The 14,432-nt window shown below is 69.6% G+C and carries 19 protein-coding genes; 7 read left to right on the top strand and 12 right to left on the bottom strand.

The features are described from left to right. The first annotated feature begins 59 nt into the window (after positions 1–59). Both WBA97_RS23630 and WBA97_RS23625 read left to right on the top strand, forming a co-directional pair. Positions 60–1,439 (top strand): hypothetical protein, encoded by a 1,380-nt coding sequence (locus WBA97_RS23630; RefSeq protein WP_424233083.1) that lies wholly within the window; start codon positions 60–62, stop codon positions 1,437–1,439. Positions 1,440–1,518: 79 nt separating this feature from the next. Next, complete coding sequence (locus WBA97_RS23625) at positions 1,519–2,400, top strand: alpha/beta fold hydrolase (RefSeq protein WP_424233096.1); 882 nt, start codon at positions 1,519–1,521, stop codon at positions 2,398–2,400. Between the two features lie 6 nt (positions 2,401–2,406). Here WBA97_RS23625 and WBA97_RS23620 read toward each other — a convergent pair whose 3' ends face one another. Then, the gene (locus WBA97_RS23620) at positions 2,407–2,823 is read right to left on the bottom strand and encodes an SRPBCC family protein (protein WP_424233082.1); all 417 of its coding nucleotides are present in this window, start codon (positions 2,821–2,823) and stop codon (positions 2,407–2,409) included. Positions 2,824–2,847: 24 nt separating this feature from the next. On the opposite strand from WBA97_RS23620, the gene WBA97_RS23615 reads away from it, so the two are divergent. Continuing rightward, on the top strand, positions 2,848–3,366 hold the full coding sequence (locus WBA97_RS23615; RefSeq protein ID WP_424233081.1) for a TetR family transcriptional regulator: 519 nt from the start codon (positions 2,848–2,850) through the stop codon (positions 3,364–3,366). 27 nt (positions 3,367–3,393) lie between these two features. On the opposite strand, the gene WBA97_RS23610 is transcribed toward WBA97_RS23615, so the two are convergent. The 6 genes from WBA97_RS23610 to WBA97_RS23585 form a co-directional block, all read right to left on the bottom strand. Continuing rightward, positions 3,394–3,732, bottom strand: a complete 339-nt coding sequence (locus WBA97_RS23610) for a hypothetical protein (RefSeq protein ID WP_424233080.1) — start codon at positions 3,730–3,732, stop codon at positions 3,394–3,396. Positions 3,733–3,762: 30 nt separating this feature from the next. Next, entirely contained in the window at positions 3,763–4,569 is an 807-nt protein-coding gene (locus WBA97_RS23605) for a RecB family exonuclease (RefSeq protein WP_424233095.1), read from the bottom strand. Positions 4,570–4,658: 89 nt separating this feature from the next. After that, complete coding sequence (locus tag WBA97_RS23600; protein ID WP_424233079.1) at positions 4,659–5,273, bottom strand: MarC family protein; 615 nt, start codon at positions 5,271–5,273, stop codon at positions 4,659–4,661. A 76-nt stretch (positions 5,274–5,349) separates the two neighbouring features. Further along, a complete protein-coding gene (locus tag WBA97_RS23595; RefSeq protein ID WP_424233078.1) occupies positions 5,350–6,210 on the bottom strand; it encodes a PHP domain-containing protein in 861 nt (286 codons plus the stop codon). Positions 6,211–6,226: 16 nt separating this feature from the next. Next, positions 6,227–6,787 carry a PH domain-containing protein gene (locus tag WBA97_RS23590; RefSeq protein ID WP_424233077.1) on the bottom strand — a complete coding sequence of 187 codons (561 nt, stop codon included), beginning with the start codon at positions 6,785–6,787 and terminating at the stop codon, positions 6,227–6,229. Between the two features lie 18 nt (positions 6,788–6,805). After that, positions 6,806–6,970 (bottom strand): hypothetical protein, encoded by a 165-nt coding sequence (locus WBA97_RS23585; RefSeq protein ID WP_424233076.1) that lies wholly within the window; start codon positions 6,968–6,970, stop codon positions 6,806–6,808. A 146-nt stretch (positions 6,971–7,116) separates the two neighbouring features. Between WBA97_RS23585 and WBA97_RS23580 the strand changes: the two genes are divergently transcribed. Then, complete coding sequence (locus WBA97_RS23580) at positions 7,117–7,542, top strand: NUDIX hydrolase (protein ID WP_424233075.1); 426 nt, start codon at positions 7,117–7,119, stop codon at positions 7,540–7,542. A gap of 4 nt (positions 7,543–7,546) precedes the next feature. On the opposite strand, the gene WBA97_RS23575 is transcribed toward WBA97_RS23580, so the two are convergent. After that, positions 7,547–8,629 (bottom strand): DUF2332 domain-containing protein, encoded by a 1,083-nt coding sequence (locus tag WBA97_RS23575; protein ID WP_424233074.1) that lies wholly within the window; start codon positions 8,627–8,629, stop codon positions 7,547–7,549. Positions 8,630–8,633: 4 nt separating this feature from the next. Beyond that, a complete protein-coding gene (locus WBA97_RS23570) occupies positions 8,634–9,140 on the bottom strand; it encodes a MaoC family dehydratase (protein WP_424233073.1) in 507 nt (168 codons plus the stop codon). A 272-nt stretch (positions 9,141–9,412) separates the two neighbouring features. On the opposite strand from WBA97_RS23570, the gene corA reads away from it, so the two are divergent. Next, entirely contained in the window at positions 9,413–10,489 is a 1,077-nt protein-coding gene (gene corA / locus WBA97_RS23565) for a magnesium/cobalt transporter CorA (RefSeq protein WP_424233072.1), read from the top strand. A 58-nt stretch (positions 10,490–10,547) separates the two neighbouring features. Beyond that, positions 10,548–10,673: a hypothetical protein gene (locus WBA97_RS23560; RefSeq protein WP_424233071.1), complete on the top strand. Its 126-nt coding sequence runs from the start codon at positions 10,548–10,550 to the stop codon at positions 10,671–10,673. Positions 10,674–10,867: 194 nt separating this feature from the next. On the opposite strand, the gene WBA97_RS23555 is transcribed toward WBA97_RS23560, so the two are convergent. From WBA97_RS23555 to eccB, 3 genes are all read right to left on the bottom strand, one after another. Continuing rightward, on the bottom strand, positions 10,868–11,905 hold the full coding sequence (locus WBA97_RS23555) for a WXG100 family type VII secretion target (protein ID WP_424233070.1): 1,038 nt from the start codon (positions 11,903–11,905) through the stop codon (positions 10,868–10,870). Then, positions 11,902–12,213 carry a hypothetical protein gene (locus WBA97_RS23550; protein WP_424233069.1) on the bottom strand — a complete coding sequence of 104 codons (312 nt, stop codon included), beginning with the start codon at positions 12,211–12,213 and terminating at the stop codon, positions 11,902–11,904. Before WBA97_RS23550 ends, WBA97_RS23555 begins: the two co-directional genes overlap by 4 nt. Positions 12,214–12,340: 127 nt before the next feature. Then, on the bottom strand, positions 12,341–13,969 hold the full coding sequence (gene eccB / locus WBA97_RS23545) for a type VII secretion protein EccB (protein WP_424233068.1): 1,629 nt from the start codon (positions 13,967–13,969) through the stop codon (positions 12,341–12,343). A 245-nt stretch (positions 13,970–14,214) separates the two neighbouring features. Here eccB and WBA97_RS23540 point away from each other — a divergent pair. Further along, on the top strand, positions 14,215–14,432 hold a 218-nt coding region (locus WBA97_RS23540), incomplete at its 3' end, for a hypothetical protein (protein ID WP_424233067.1).

Here is a 14,432-nt window from a genome sequence, read left to right as displayed (position 1 = left end):
ACGCGAGGCAGCATCACCCCAGAGCCGACGATCTGTCAGACGTGGAACACTGGATCACCATGATTGGCGACGAGGACGTGCTCGACGGGCAGGACGAACCCGTCGAGCGCTGGGAACGCACCCGGTTCCACCGCAAGCGGGATGTCCTCGTCGCCGCGGTCATCGTGGTGGCCGCGCTGGTCGGTGGGCTGCTGTTGTGGCAGTCCAGCGACCTTCGCGCGACCACGTCCGAGACCGCCGCGAGCCCCATGCCCTCCCCCGCGCGGCCGACGGTGTTCCCGCCGTCGCTCGCCGAGGTGTGGCGGGCGAAGTCACCCGCGACGCCGGAGCCGGTGACGGTCGGGCCTGCCGTGGTGACGGGCAACGGCGGCGAGGTCGCCGGCCATGACCCGCTGACCGGCGACGTCCGCTGGCGCTACACCCGCGACATGCCGTTGTGCACGGTGTCGTCGGCGTGGCAGCTGGCGCTCGCCGTGTACGCCAAGAAGGACAACCTGCTGCGCGACGACGACCCGCGCAAGGAGGGCGGCTGCAGCGAGGTCACGGCGCTGTGGCCGGAGACCGGGCAACGCGGCCGCCCCGCCAGGCCCGACGAGCAGCGGGACAGCCCGTACCTCGGCACCCGCAACTCCGACGCGCAGCTCGGCACCCGCCTGCTGTCCGACGGCACGTACGTCACCACCACCGGCAGGACCCTGCTCACCACGTGGCGGTCCGACCTGGTGCAGACCATGGAGTACGGCCGGATCGGGGCGCTCCAGAATCCGGACAAGCAGCCGAGGAACGGCTGCGAGTACGGCACGGTCGCCGTGGTCACCGGCAAGATCGCGGTCATCGAGCGCTGCCCGGCCGACCCCGGCGACCGGCTCACCGTCTACAAGCCGACCGGCGAGGACGACTCCGAGAAGCCGGTGGTCGTGGCCAGTGTCGTGGTCGGCGACGGCGCCAAGGTCGTCGCGATGAGCGACCAGTGCAGGCTCGACGCGGAGCACCCGGACGACGTGCAGATGTGCACGGCGGTCGCGCTGCCCGACCCGAACCGGCTGATCCTGCTGGACGAGAAGGGCCGCCAGGTCCGCTCGTACCCGCTCGAGCTGGCCGACGACGACCTGCGCGACGACCCGGAGGGCCACACCATGTCGGTGAACCGGGTGACCGGCGCGGTCTACTGGTACACCGGCTCCCGCACGATCGCGCTGTCGATGGACGACCTGCGCCCGCTGTGGACCGTCGAGAACGCCATGGGGCCCGGCACCGCGTTCGCGGGCAAGATCCTGGTCCCGGTCACCGACGGTATCCAGGTGCTCAACCCGGCGACCGGCGAGGTCACGGCCACCACCCCGCTCGACCGCGGCGGCTACGACGGCGAGATCACCATGTCGGCGCTTGGCCCGATGGTGTTCGAGCAGCGTGGTGACACCCTGGTGGCGCTTCGCTGAAGTTTGACGATGTGAGCGAACCGCGGGTCCGGCTCCACGCGTTCACGAGGGTGCTTGAGGCACACTCGGAAGGGTGAACATTCCGTCGCAGTTGACCCCGCACGGGGCGGAGCGAGTTGATCTGCATGGCCGGTACGGCCGCCTCGCCGCGCTGCGCAGGCGCGCGGTCGACGCGAAGGACCCCCGGCCGACCGCCTTGCTGCTGCCCGGCTACACCGGGTCGAAGGAAGATTTCGCGCCGATGCTCGACCCGATCGCGGCCGCGGGCTTCGAGGCCGTCGCCATCGACCTGCCCGGCCAGTTCGAGTCCGATGGCCCCGATGACGAGGCGGCCTACCAGCCTGCCGCGCTCGGCGGTGTCATCGCCGAGCTGATCGGCAAACTCGCCGCCGACGGCGGACCGGTCGTGCTGCTCGGCCACTCCTACGGTGGCCTGGTCGCGCGTGCCGCCGTCCTCGCGGGTGCCCCGATCGTGGGCCTGACGCTGATGGACACCGGTCCGTCGGAGCTGCCGGAGGGCGTGCGCCGCCAGATTCTGGACTTCGGCGAGCCCGCCATGCGCAAGGACGGCATCGAGGCCGCCTACAAACTGCGCGAGCAGCTCGACGCGATGGCCCCGCCCCAGCCGGGCAGGACACCGGAGCTGACGGCGTTGTTCCGCGAACGGTTCCTGCGCTCGCACCCGGCCGCCCTGCTGGGCAAGGCCCGCGCGCTGCGCGTCGAACCGGACCTGGTCAGCTCGCTCGCCAGGGTGCTCAACACGGCCGGTACGCCGTGCCTGGTGTGCTGCGGCGAGCTCGACGACGCATGGCCGGTGTCGGCGCAGCGGGACATGGCCGACCGCCTGGACGCGGACTTCGCCGTGGTCCCCTCGGCCCGCCACTCGCCGAACACCGAGAACCCGGAGGAGCTGCTCGCCACGCTGCTCCCGACCTGGCGTTCCTGGCTGGCCGCCGCCTGAGGACCCTCAGCTACGTTCGCACCACGCCTTGAGCGACGCGGCCTCGGTGGCGACCGCCTGACGGATGACCTTGCCCGCGAGCAGGCTCGTGAACGATGCCATCGGCCCGGCCAGGCTGAACGTGAGCAGCACCGTGGTGCGGCCGCCCTCCTCGGTCACGACGTGGTCGGCGGACATGCGCAGCCCTCGGCCCGTGCTGGTCCAGGTGAACGACCGACCGTCGGTCAGCTCCGTGACGGTCCAGCTCCTGGCGGGCTGCTTCGGCTGCCGGACCCCGACGACACTGCCGACACGCAGGTCGTCGCCCTCCAGGCGGATCTCGGTCATCGTCGGCGTCCACGCCGGCCACTTCTCGACGTCCTTGACCGTGCGCCAGACGAGGTCGGCCGGCGCGTCGATGGTGGTGGTCACCTCGTGCCTCATGCCCGCGACTGTACCATTTGGTACATGTCGCGAGCGGACCTTCTCGAGCGCGTGCTCACCTACCTTGCTGACGCGGGCGTCGGCGACCGCAGCCTGCGCCAGATCGCGGCGGGCGCGGGCACGAGCCACCGCATGCTGATCTACCACTTCGGCACGCGGGACGCGCTGCTCGTCGAGGTCGTGCGCGCGGTGGAGGAACGGACCATGGCGGCGCTGGCGTCGTTGCAGGACAGGTCGCCGCGCGAGCAGGCGACGGAGTTCTGGCTGCGGTTGAGTGACCCGGCGCTGGCCCCGTACGAGCGACTGTTCTTCGAGCTGTACGGGGCGGCGCTGGCGGGTCAGGAGTCGGTGGCGCCGGTGCTGGACGGCATCGTCACGTCGTGGCTGGCGGACGAGTCGCGGTTCGCGGGCCTGTCACTGCCGAGGGCGCGGATGGCGCTGGCGTTCATCCGGGGCGCGCTGCTGGACCTGCTCGCGACCGGAGACCGGGAGGCGGTAGACGAGACGGTCCGGGAGTTCATCGACCTGGTGTGGCCGGAGTAGAAGGCTCGGGGAGGCGGACTCGCTGGCTCAAGCCCACCAGAACAGCCAGAGGGTGGTTCCTGCCACGGCGACCACACCCAGTACGGACAACGCGGCCGCCCACCCGGTGAGCCGGTCGGCGAACCGCTGGACGAACACGGCGAGCGCGGCGGCGGCGATGTGACCGAACACGGTCAGCGCGCCGGGCCCCGGCATGCCCCGGATGAACGCGAGCACCTGGAACACGACGACCACCACGGCGAGCACCGACATGCCCATCGCCAGGGCGCCGGACAGCTCACGCCACGGTCCACCTCGGTGCCGTGGCGGCGGGTCGAACCGTGGGGTCACCGGCAGTTCCGCCGTGGTCGCGTTCGAGTAGTCCACAGGACCTCCACAAGTCCGGGGGAGCCTAACTCACGGCGCCAGCATCGCCCAGGGCTCCGCCTGCGGCCCCGCCGCCTGGCCCTCCGGGCAGCTGCGGCGGAAGTCACACCACGTGCACTGACGGCCGACCTGCGCCGGGAACAGCACGTCCTGGTCGCCGCCCGCCTTGAGGGTGTCGGTGGCGAGGTGGAACTCCTCCGCCGCCTCCTCGGCCCGCGTGCGGTGCCGGGTGAGGGACTCCTCGGTGTGCTCCCACGCGGCGACCGTGCCGGTCGGCAGGTGGTGCAGCTCGACGCGGGTGCACGGCCTGCGCAACGTGCGCCGCGCGGCAAGCACGTACAGCGCCAGCGCCTGCGACGACCGCGCGTCGTCGGTGGTCAGCGCGGACCGCCCGGTCTTGTAGTCGATGATGACGACCTCGCCGTCCCGCTCGTCGATCCGGTCGACCCGCCCCTCGGCGACGATCGTGCCGACGGGTGCGGACACCCACCGCTCCAGCCCGACGGGGTCGATCGAGACGTCGTTCTCCGCCACATAGTCGGAAACCCAGCCGGCCGCACGCGTCCGGTACTCGGCGGCCTGCGCGGGCCCGGCGAACCCTTCGTCACTCCAGTGCTGCCCGACGAGAGCGACCGCGGCCTCCGGCGTCCTCCTGGCGACGGGCAGGTCGAAGAACGCGCGCAAAGCGTTGTGCACCACCGCACCCAGGGTGCTGTGCGCCCACGCCCCACCCCTCGGCGGCGTCGGCCGGTCGAGGTAGGCCATGCGAAAACGGCGCGGACAGTCGACCCAGGAGGCGAGCCTGGACGGGGTGACCTTGATGAGCCTGCGCGGCATTGCGTCGAACCCGAGTTGCACGGTGCCACGCTAGAGGACACCACCGACAGAAAACCTCTGGGGAGCGACCCCCAGACCCCCGGGCGGAATTACGCGCCGCTCACGAACCCCAGCACGGAATCCGCGATGAGCTGGACCGCGATCGCGGCGAGAAGAAGACCGGCGATCTTCGCGAGAAGCGTGATACCGCTGTCCTTGATGACGCGGATCAGCAGACCGGAGAAGCGCAGGCACAGCCAGAGAATCAGGTGCACGGCGACAATGGCGAGCGCCAACGCCAGATAGGACCCGACCTGCCCGTCCGCATGCCGCACGAACACGATCGTCGCCGCGATCGCACCGGGCCCGGCGAGCAGCGGAGTACCAAGCGGCACAAGCGCGACGTTGACATCGTCGACTTCCTGAGGCTGTGTCGTGTCCCGCCCGGTAAGCAGATCGAGCGCGATCAGCAGCAGCAGCAACCCACCCGCACCCTGAACAGCGGGAATCCCGATGCCGAGATAGGAAAGGATCGCCTCCCCGCCGACCGCGAACAGGCTGATCACCGCGAGCGAGACGAGCACCGCCTGCCGCGCCGCCCGCACCCGCGCCGCCAGCGGCTTCCTGCCCACCAGACTGAGAAAGACAGGGACGGTCCCAGGCGGATCCATGATCACGACAAGGGTGATCGTCGCCTCGGCGAACAAACGGGCATCGAACAGCATCGCGCCAGCCTGCCATGCCCACAAAGGACGTTCGCGCACCCCGCCGCGACGGGAAGCACCGCGAATCCCGAACCACTCACCCGGACACGATCGGCACGCCGGTGGCCTGCCTGCCGATCTCGTCCAGCATCTCCGGCGCGGTGGTCTCCTGGCCGAGCCGGATCACCTTGTTGGTCCCGTGGTAGTCGCTGGACCCGGTGACGATCAGGTCCATCTCGTCAGCGAGCCGACGCAAGCGCTTGCGCGCGTCGTCGTCATGGTCGGGATGGTCGACCTCGACCCCACCCAGGCCGACACCGGCCAGCTCCTTGATCACCTCAGCGGTCACGGTCGGCCCTCGGTGCGCGGCGAAGGCATGCGCCAGCACGGTCACCCCGCCCGCCCGCTCGATCATCTCGATCGACTCCTCGATGGGCGTCCGGGAACTGGGCAGGTAGTACCGCCCCCGATCGTTGAGAAAACGGGAAAACGCCTCGTCGACCGACGACACGACCCCGGCCCGCATCAACGCCATCGCCAGATGCGGCCGCCCGGCGGTGGCCGACTCCGGCACCGCCGCCATCAGCGAGGCGGCATCGACAGGAAACCCGTCCGCCGCCATCAGGTCGGCGATCCTGGCCAGCCGCTCCCGCCGCTCGGCCCGGGCCCTGGCGTACTCGCGGACGACCGCCTCGGCAGCCGGGTCGAAGAGGTAGGCGAGCAGGTGCACGGTGCAGTGACCGCCCCGCCCGTCCGGGCTCACGCAGGAAAGCTCGGCGCCGCGGACAAGACGCAGGCCGGGTGGGAGTGCGCCGTGCGCCTCTTCCCACCCGGCCGTGGTGTCGTGGTCGGTGATGGCCAGTGCCGTCAACCCGACAGCAGCCGCGTTCGCGACCAGCTGCGCCGGGGTGTCGGTGCCGTCCGACGCCGTCGAGTGGGTGTGCAGATCAATCCTCACACCCCTATTGAACGCTCTAACCCACCATCGGCTTCCGCCTGGCCAGGCGTTGCGCCCGGATCATCGAGAAGCGGGCCTGCTGAGCTTCCTTGTCGCCGAAGACCAGTTCCGAGATCGCGTCGTAGACCTGCTCGGCCTTGGGCAGGTACTCGAGGCGGTTCAGTGCCTGGATCTGACCCGCCGACTCGACGATCATCGTGCCGTAGCCGAGGATCCGGCCCATGAGCGGTCGTTCGTAGGTGAGGTCGGTGACCTTGCCGATCGGCATCATCAGCACCTTGGTGGTGATGATGCCGGTCGTCATCATCATGCGTTTGTCGGTCACCACGATCCGCTCCACCCACCAGGTGACGACCTGGTAGGCGAAGCGGAGCAGTACGAACAGCGCCGCGTACCACAGAACGTTCTGAACGAGCCACATCGACGGCGGCAGCAGGTAGGACAGCATCACCGCGACCGCGAGCAACGCGATCGTCTCGAAGATGTCCCAGGCGAGGCACGCCCAGTGCAGGCGCACCCGGATGACCCGGCGTTCAGAGTCAAGCAGGTACTCGTCTGAATCCCGTGGGGCGAACATGGTTCGACGGTACTCGGATCAGGTCTGGAAAACCGAGCGTACGAACGTGATCACCGCTTCTGCCGCGTCCTTCAGGGTGTTCAGGATGGACGTCACGAGTGCCGCCGACTGGACTGGCTGGGTGACGAGGAAGAACACCAACAACGCCGCGCCAGTGATAATCAGGACCTTCTTGGCTTTCACCGGGTGTTACTCCGTGTCCTTGGGGTGGGTTGCTGACTTGGTTCTTGAAAACCGTTTTACAGCACTGTGCGGCCGAGCGGGAGGCTAGTACTGCTCTTGGGGCAAGGGTCGGGTAACTCGCTGCCCAGCGGCTACGCTTAGTGTTCATGAACGACTCCGACGATCCGATGATCCGGTGTGTCGGCGCGGTCGTGCACGACGCGGACGGGCGTCTGCTGCTGGTTCAGCGGGCCAACGACCCCGGCCGTGGGCAGTGGTCGCTCCCCGGTGGCCGCGTGGAGCCCGGGGAGAGCGACGCTTACGCGCTCGCCCGCGAACTCCGCGAGGAAACCGGCCTGGAGGTGCTGGCCGGATCCTTGGTCGGGAGCGTATCGCGACCCGCCCCAACGGGTCACTTCATGATCTTCGACTACGTCGCACAGGTCGTCGGCGGGCGACTTTCCGCAGGTGACGACGCATCCGATGCGGCGTGGGTGGACCTCGTCACATTCACCGGCCTTGACCGGGACGGCCTGCTGGTCGCCGAGCTGGCGGCGACCCTGACCGCCTGGCAGGTGCTCCCCCGCCGGTAGGCGCTCACGCCAGCCAGTGCATGCGTTCGCCGTGCCACGAGGTCTGCGCCAGGGCCGTGGTCCGCTCCTCGCCGCCGTCCCACCGCGTGACCGCCAGGACCGCCTGGCCGGTGTCCAGGTCGGGCCGGTCAGGGCACAGGCCGACGGCGTACGCCTCGAGGCTCACCCAGAGCATTGACCGCGTGGCCGCCAGTTCAGCGACCGCCGCACGGAACTCCGTCACCCGTTCGGCCGAAAATGATCGCAGTGCGTTGCTGGTGAGCACGATCACTGGTAATTCGAGAGGAATCCGGCCCGCCGCGTCCGCGAGGTCCGATATCGGGTCGCCCGCGACCAGGGTCGGGGCCTTCTTCCTGCGTGCGGTGGCCGCGGCGCCCAGTTGCCGCAGCCGGTCCGGCTGGTCCGGCCAGACGCACGCCTCCAGCCACGCGTACTCGTCCTCGTCGTCGAGGTCCACCGGATCGGGGTCGAGCCCCACCTTCGACGACACCAGGAGCCGCTTCGGGATCGTCGGGCCCTTCTCCCCCGGTTCGAGCTTCAGCGCGCAGTGCAGCCCGAGCGCGGCCCGCCCCGGCCCTGCCACGATCTGGCCGGACTGCTCCGACTGGTACCGGTAGGAGTAGAGGTCGATGCCCAGCAGCAGACCGGCGCAGGCGCCCACCTCGAGCAGCCCGACCGGCCCGCTGCCCGCCTGCCGCGCCGCGTACGCGACGGCCGGGTAGAACAGGGCGGCCCTGCCGACCTCGTTGCCGCGGGGCACGCGGTTCGCCACCAGCACGCGGATCCGGTCGGCCCGGTCCAGCACGAACGTCCGGAACATCGGCCACAGGCTCGGGTCGGGTCCGTAGGAACCGCCGAGCGCCGGGTAGTAGTTCGTCAGCTCGTGGAACGGCTCCGCCTGCAGCACGCGCTGGACCGCGGCCAGCAACAACGCCGGATCGGGCGACGTCGCGTTCGTCAGCAGGCCCGCGACGTCGTCGTCATCCGCCGCGTGCGCGGCCAGCTGGCTGTAGAGGGGCGAGACTTCCGCTGCTTCGTCGGCGAACCGCCGCAACCGATCCCGGACCTCATCCAGCGCGGCACTCATGCCATCAGTCTGCCGCAGGCTCGGGCCGGCCGGGCTGTTCGCCTCCCCGTGCGTCGCCGTACGAGCGCTTCGGGACCATCACCTTGCGCCGGAAGACGCAGACCACGGTGCCGTCCTGCTTGTACCCGCGGGTCTCCACATGGACGACGCCCCGGTCGTCCTTGGACTTCGACGGCGTCTTGTCCAGCACCTCGGTCTCGCCGTAGATGGTGTCGCCGTGGAAGGTCGGCTTCACGTGCCGCAGCGACTCGATCTCGAGGTTCGCTATCGCCTTGCCGGAGACGTCTGGCACGGACATGCCGAGCAGCAGCGAGTAGATGTAGTTGCCCACCACCACGTTCTTGCCGAAGTCGGTGGTGTTCTCGGCGTAGTTCGCGTCCAGGTGGAGCGGATGGTGGTTCATCGTGAGCAGGCAGAACAGGTGATCGTCGTACTCGGTCACGGTCTTGCCGGGCCAGTGCTTGTAGACGGCCCCGACCTCGAACTCCTCGTAGTACCGACCGAACTGCACGGCGAACCTCCCTGTCGTGACCGGACGCAGGCAGTCTGTCAGGTGGAGTACCCTCGACAACTGGTGTGTGAGTGAGCCCGCACCACCATGACCCGAGGAGGTGAGGACGCGTGAGCGACCCGCATAACCATTCCGGCGTGACAAGTCGCAGTAGTACCCGCGTTCCCGCCGGAGGGGTCACCAGCTAACGCTGCAGGTTCCCGCTGGATCCGGCCGGACGCTCCGGCGCCTTCGTGGCGCGTGCCGTCCTGTCTGTCCAGCTGGAGGTCCCCATGCCCGCCATCCCCTCGCTCGGAAACCTGCGGGGCCGGAACAACCGGCGCCCTCAGCATCCCGTGCCAGCCGAGGAGCAGGCGCACGTCGTCGACTGCGGTGTGTACATCGACGGGCTGCGGCTGCCCGGCTCGTGGTCGCCGGTGGCCGCGATCAACGAGGTCCGGCGCAGGCGTGACGGTTTCGTGTGGATCGGGCTGTACGAGCCGGGCGAGGACGAGCTACAGGGCATCGCCGAGGTGTTCGGGCTGCACGAGCTGGCGGTGGAGGACGCGGTCACCGCGCACCAGCGGCCCAAGCTGGACCGGTACGACGAGACGCTGTTCATGGTGCTCAAGACCGTCCGGTACATCGAGCACGAGTCACCGACGACGGCCAACGAGATCGTCGAGACCGGCGAGATCATGGCGTTCCTCGGCAAGCAGTTCATCGTGACCGTGCGCCACGGCAAGCACTCCGGCCTGCAGCAGCTGCGGGAGGAGCTGGAGGCGGCGCCGGACCGGCTGAACATCGGCCCCGCCGCGGTGCTGCACGCGATCGCCGACCGGATCGTCGACTCCTATCTCGTGGTCAGCGAGTCGTTCGAGAACGACATCGACGTCATCGAGGCCAGCGTGTTCGCGCCCCGCAGCCCCATCGGCGCCGAGCAGATGTACCTGATGAAGCGGGAGATCCTCGAGCTGCGGCGGGCCGTCATGCCGCTCGCGGTGCCGCTGCGGCGCCTCGCGGAGGGCTACACCCCGCTCGTGCCGGAGCAGGTCCGGTCCTACTTCCGCGACGTCGACGACCACCTCACGACCGTGTCCGAGCGGGTCGCGAGCTTCGACGAGCTGCTGACCACGCTGGTCGACGCGACGCTCGCGAAGATCTCGCTGCAGCAGAACACGGACATGCGCAAGATCACCGCGTGGGCGGCGATCATCGCGGTGCCGACCATGGGCGTCGGCGTGTACGGCATGAACTTCGACTACATGCCGGAGCTGCACTGGCGGTTCGGCTACCCGCTCATCATGTGCGTGATCGTGGCCACCTGCTTCATCCTCTACCGCATCTTCCGCAGGAACCGATGGCTGTAGCTGGGTCGCACCCAGCCACACCAGCGCTCACCGTTCATGTGTCGAGGGAGGTTCCCCCATGTCGAGGCTGCTCACCAACCCGCGGTTCTGGATGCTGTCGTTCGTACTGACCTGGCTCGTCGTCATCACCGTGCTGATCGCCATGGGGCCGGACATCGCCCCCGACACCGCGGGCGCTCGCTGACCCCACCGCTTGGTCTCCCCTCCGGCAGTTCCTCGCCGGAGGGGCAGTCCGACGGGATGGCAGGGAGCCCCTTTGTGGCGGGCGTGCGGGTTGTCCACAACCCCAGCGAGTTGTCCACAGCGGCCGCGTTCAGTGGCCGGAACTGTCGCCCCTGCCCCGTAAGCTGGACACCGGGGGGCGGAGGCCGACCGGGGTCAGTCGTCGCCGCCGATTACCGGGGTGCTTGCCTTCTCCGGCTTGCCGAAGATGTCGTGTGGGTTGCCCACGACGCGGCTGCGGGACTTGTGGTCGCCGTCGCCGCCCATGCCCTGGCCGCCCATCATCGGTGCCATCGGCATCATGCCCATACCGCCACGGCCGCCGGTCTTCGGTGAACCCGACGCGGGCGCCGCCTGCGCCGCCGCTGCCGGAGCGTCCGAGCGGGGTATCTGCTCCCCCGCCACGGTGCTGCCCGCACCCAGCTGCGCGGCCGACGCGCCGCCTGCGCCGATGCCACCTCCGCCGCCGCCTCCCGCACCACCACCGCCGCCGCCGAGGGCGTCCGCCTTCTCCGTGCCCGTGTCCGGCAGCTCGGCCGGGGGCGGTGCGGTCGGTGGCGCGGGCATCGACCAGTTCTCCTGCGGGAACGTGTGCGCCATCGTCACGGCCTTGAAGGCGTCCGAACCCTCCACGCCCTCGCAGAGCTGCACGAACGACTCGAGGATCTGCCGTACCGCCTCGAAGAGCTCCTTCGTCGGCCTGCGCATCAGGTCGAGGTACTCGCGGGTCCGGTCGTCGCCCTGTACCGGCAGGGTCATGGCGTCCGACGCGGTCTCGGCGGTCTCCGCCATGACGCTCGCCAGCTGCACGACGATCTCGCGGATGCCGTCCGCGGTCTTGTCGAGCACGTCGGCCATCGCGACCATCGCGTCCGACAGGTCGTTGCCTGCGAGGCCGACCTTCTGCATGTACGCGATGAACGACTGCGCCGCCTCGCCGTCCCACGCGGCGTCCAGCTTGCCGAGCGGCCTGTTCAGCGCCTCGGTCACCTGCTCGGCGCCCTCGCCGACGAGCCGCCAGCGGTCGGCCTCGGCGTGCAGGTCGCTCCACCGGCCGACGACCGGCGCGAAGTACTCCTCCACCGGGTCGGCGATGCCGAGGTGGCGGGCGAGCTTGGACAGGTAGTCCAGCTGGGTGGCGATCTGGTTCTCGACGTCCTTGCCGTCCGGCGCGGCGACTACCTCGTAGCTCACCGTTCCTCCCGCTGGATCGTCGCGCCACCCTCGTCGTCGGTGTCGACGTACCCGGCGGTGACCTTCGCCAGCCCGTCGGACGCCGACGCGAGCGTCTCGACGGCACGCGCGAGCTGGTCACGCAGGAGCTGGGCCGCCTTGCCGTAGGCCTGGGTGGTGTGCACGGTTCGGCCGAGCTGCCCGAATGACTCCTCGTCGAGCGGCTCGATGGCCATCGTCTTGACGCCCTCGGCGAGCGCGTCCGCGCTGTTGCCCGTGAGCTGCGCGTACCCGCCGACCCACGCCGCGTCGAACTTGATCCCCGTCACAAGTCCACCCTTCGTCAGGCCTCCGACGATAGGTGACCCCGCGTGGTTCCATGGCTGCTTTTGCAACGACGTCGCCACGCGGGGACAGGACTTTGCGAACAGAACTGGTCCGCCTACCCCCCGGCTCTTAGCCGCCGCCCTGCGCCTCCGGGTTCTTGGACGGGTACTGCCCCGGCCCGACCGGTGTCGAGTCGTAGCTCTGTTCCACGTCCTTGACGCTCAGCGACGCGCCGTCGGGCAACAGCTGGATGATGCTTCTCGGCGCCGGTTTCTGGTCGGCGAGACCCAGTCCGGCCGCGGTGTTCGGGTCCGGCACGCCGTACTTCACGCCACGGTCGGAGATCAGCGTGATCTGCCCACGCTCGAAGTCCTCCGGCGACGTCGCCTGCCGCACGACCGCGGCCCGGCCCGCCGGCATGTAGAAGTGGTCGATGCGCACGTGGTCGGCGCTCGGCGTGGAGATCGGCACCGTCATCGGCTGGTTCTTGTAGTCCAGCGGGATGCCCGGCAGCTGCTTACCGACGTGCACCGAGGTGATCTCCTTGGCGTTGTCGCCCTCACCGGAGTAGTTCCAGGCGAGGCAGGCGACGGGGAAGTTCTGCGGGTCGAGCACCTCGGTGTCCCGCTCGGGGAACGTCGCGTCGTCGACCTCGTTGAGCTTCTGGTCATCCGCGATCACCGCCGGGCTGACCGCGGCGATCCGCTCCCCGCCCAGGTTCCGGTAGTACCGGATGAGGTTCGCGGTCGACCGCTTGATCTCCTCGATGCCGTTCTTCAGCAACACGTAGGTCCTGGTCACGTCGCCGGCACGCTCGACCTCGAACACCGACCCGACCTTCCGCAGGTCCTCGTTCTCGAGGTCCACGGTGGAGTCGGTCTCGCGGTCGGCGATGGGGGGGCTCTTCAGCGCGGCCTTCTCCGGGATGGCGTTGAGCATGCCGGTCGTGATCTTGCGCGGCTCGACACCCTCCAGCTCGAGCGCGGCGCTCACCCGTTCGTCCTCGATGTCCACCTCGGCGCGGACCGCGCTCGTGTCCGGCAGGTTCGCCGTGCCCGGCGTGCGGTAGACGAGATAGGTCTTCCCGTTCGGGGCGCGCACCAGCAGCGACTGGTCCTGTTGCAGCTTCGGCCCCAGCTCCTCGACCCCGGCGATCACCGTGGTCTCGACGTCCTTCTTCTTCGCCGGGTCGGGCAGGTCCTTGTCGAGGATGTACCTGTCGCACACGGTCCAGCGGGACTCGATGCGCTGGTCCGCGCTGGGCAGCAGGTCAGGGCCGTCCGCGATGCCGGCCTTGCGGCCTCTCGGGATGTCCCGCAGCTCGTTGTCGTCGACCACGGTCGGCGCGACGACCTGCGGCACGGCCGCACCCTGCTGGTTCCCGGCCTGGGTGCTGTCACCGCCCTCCGAGGACTTCTGCTGCTGCGCCATGAGCAGCAGCCGGGCCGACGCCATGTTGAACACGGGCACCAGCTTCTTGTCCGGCTTCGCGATGAGCACGTAGACCTGGCCGGACGGCTTCCCGATGACGATGCCGTCCTCGGTCGGCGCCTTCGGTTTCGGCGAGAGGATTCCCCAGATGAGGAACCCGAGCAGGCCGAGTGCGGCAAGGCACACTCCGACGACGGTCGCACGGCTGTGCGTCCTCATCGGGTCGTGCAACATCACCGAATCCTTGCGGACCAGGGCCGACTGCATCCTGCGCAGCACGAACCGATACGCCTGAACCTGTGACTTGGTAGTCGGTGTAGATGGCATTTCCGCCTCTGCAGCTCCCCGATCGCGGTACGGTTCCGCAGGATAGCCCTACCGGCGTCGGTTGTACGGCGGTTCCGGACCAACGGCACAATCATGGTCCGGTGGGCACACAGGGACGAGGGGAAAGATCGAGCGGATGTCGGTGAGCACTCCTCCACGGCGCGGGAACGGCGGCACGCCTCCTCCGGCCCAGCCGCCGAGACCGCCGGGGTCCGGGGCCCCCGCTGGTCGGCACGGAGGACAAGGTGCCCCCGCACGCCCGGCGGGACCTGGTGGTCCGGCCGGGCCTGGCGCCACACCAGGGCGGGCAACGCCTCCTGGCGGACAGCCTCCCGTTGGGCCGCCTCCTGGCGGACAACCTCCTGGTGGACCGGGTATGCCCGCGAGGCCGGCCGCACCGGCCGCACCGGGGCGACCTGCCGGTCCCAGCGGGCCCGGCACTCCCGGCGGCTCAGGGCCGGGT

This window comes from Actinophytocola sp. (genome assembly GCF_049647105.1).
Lineage (GTDB): Bacteria > Actinomycetota > Actinomycetes > Mycobacteriales > Pseudonocardiaceae > Actinophytocola.
Note: the sequence above shows the minus strand (reverse complement) of the source record. Positions and strands in the feature narration are given on the sequence as shown.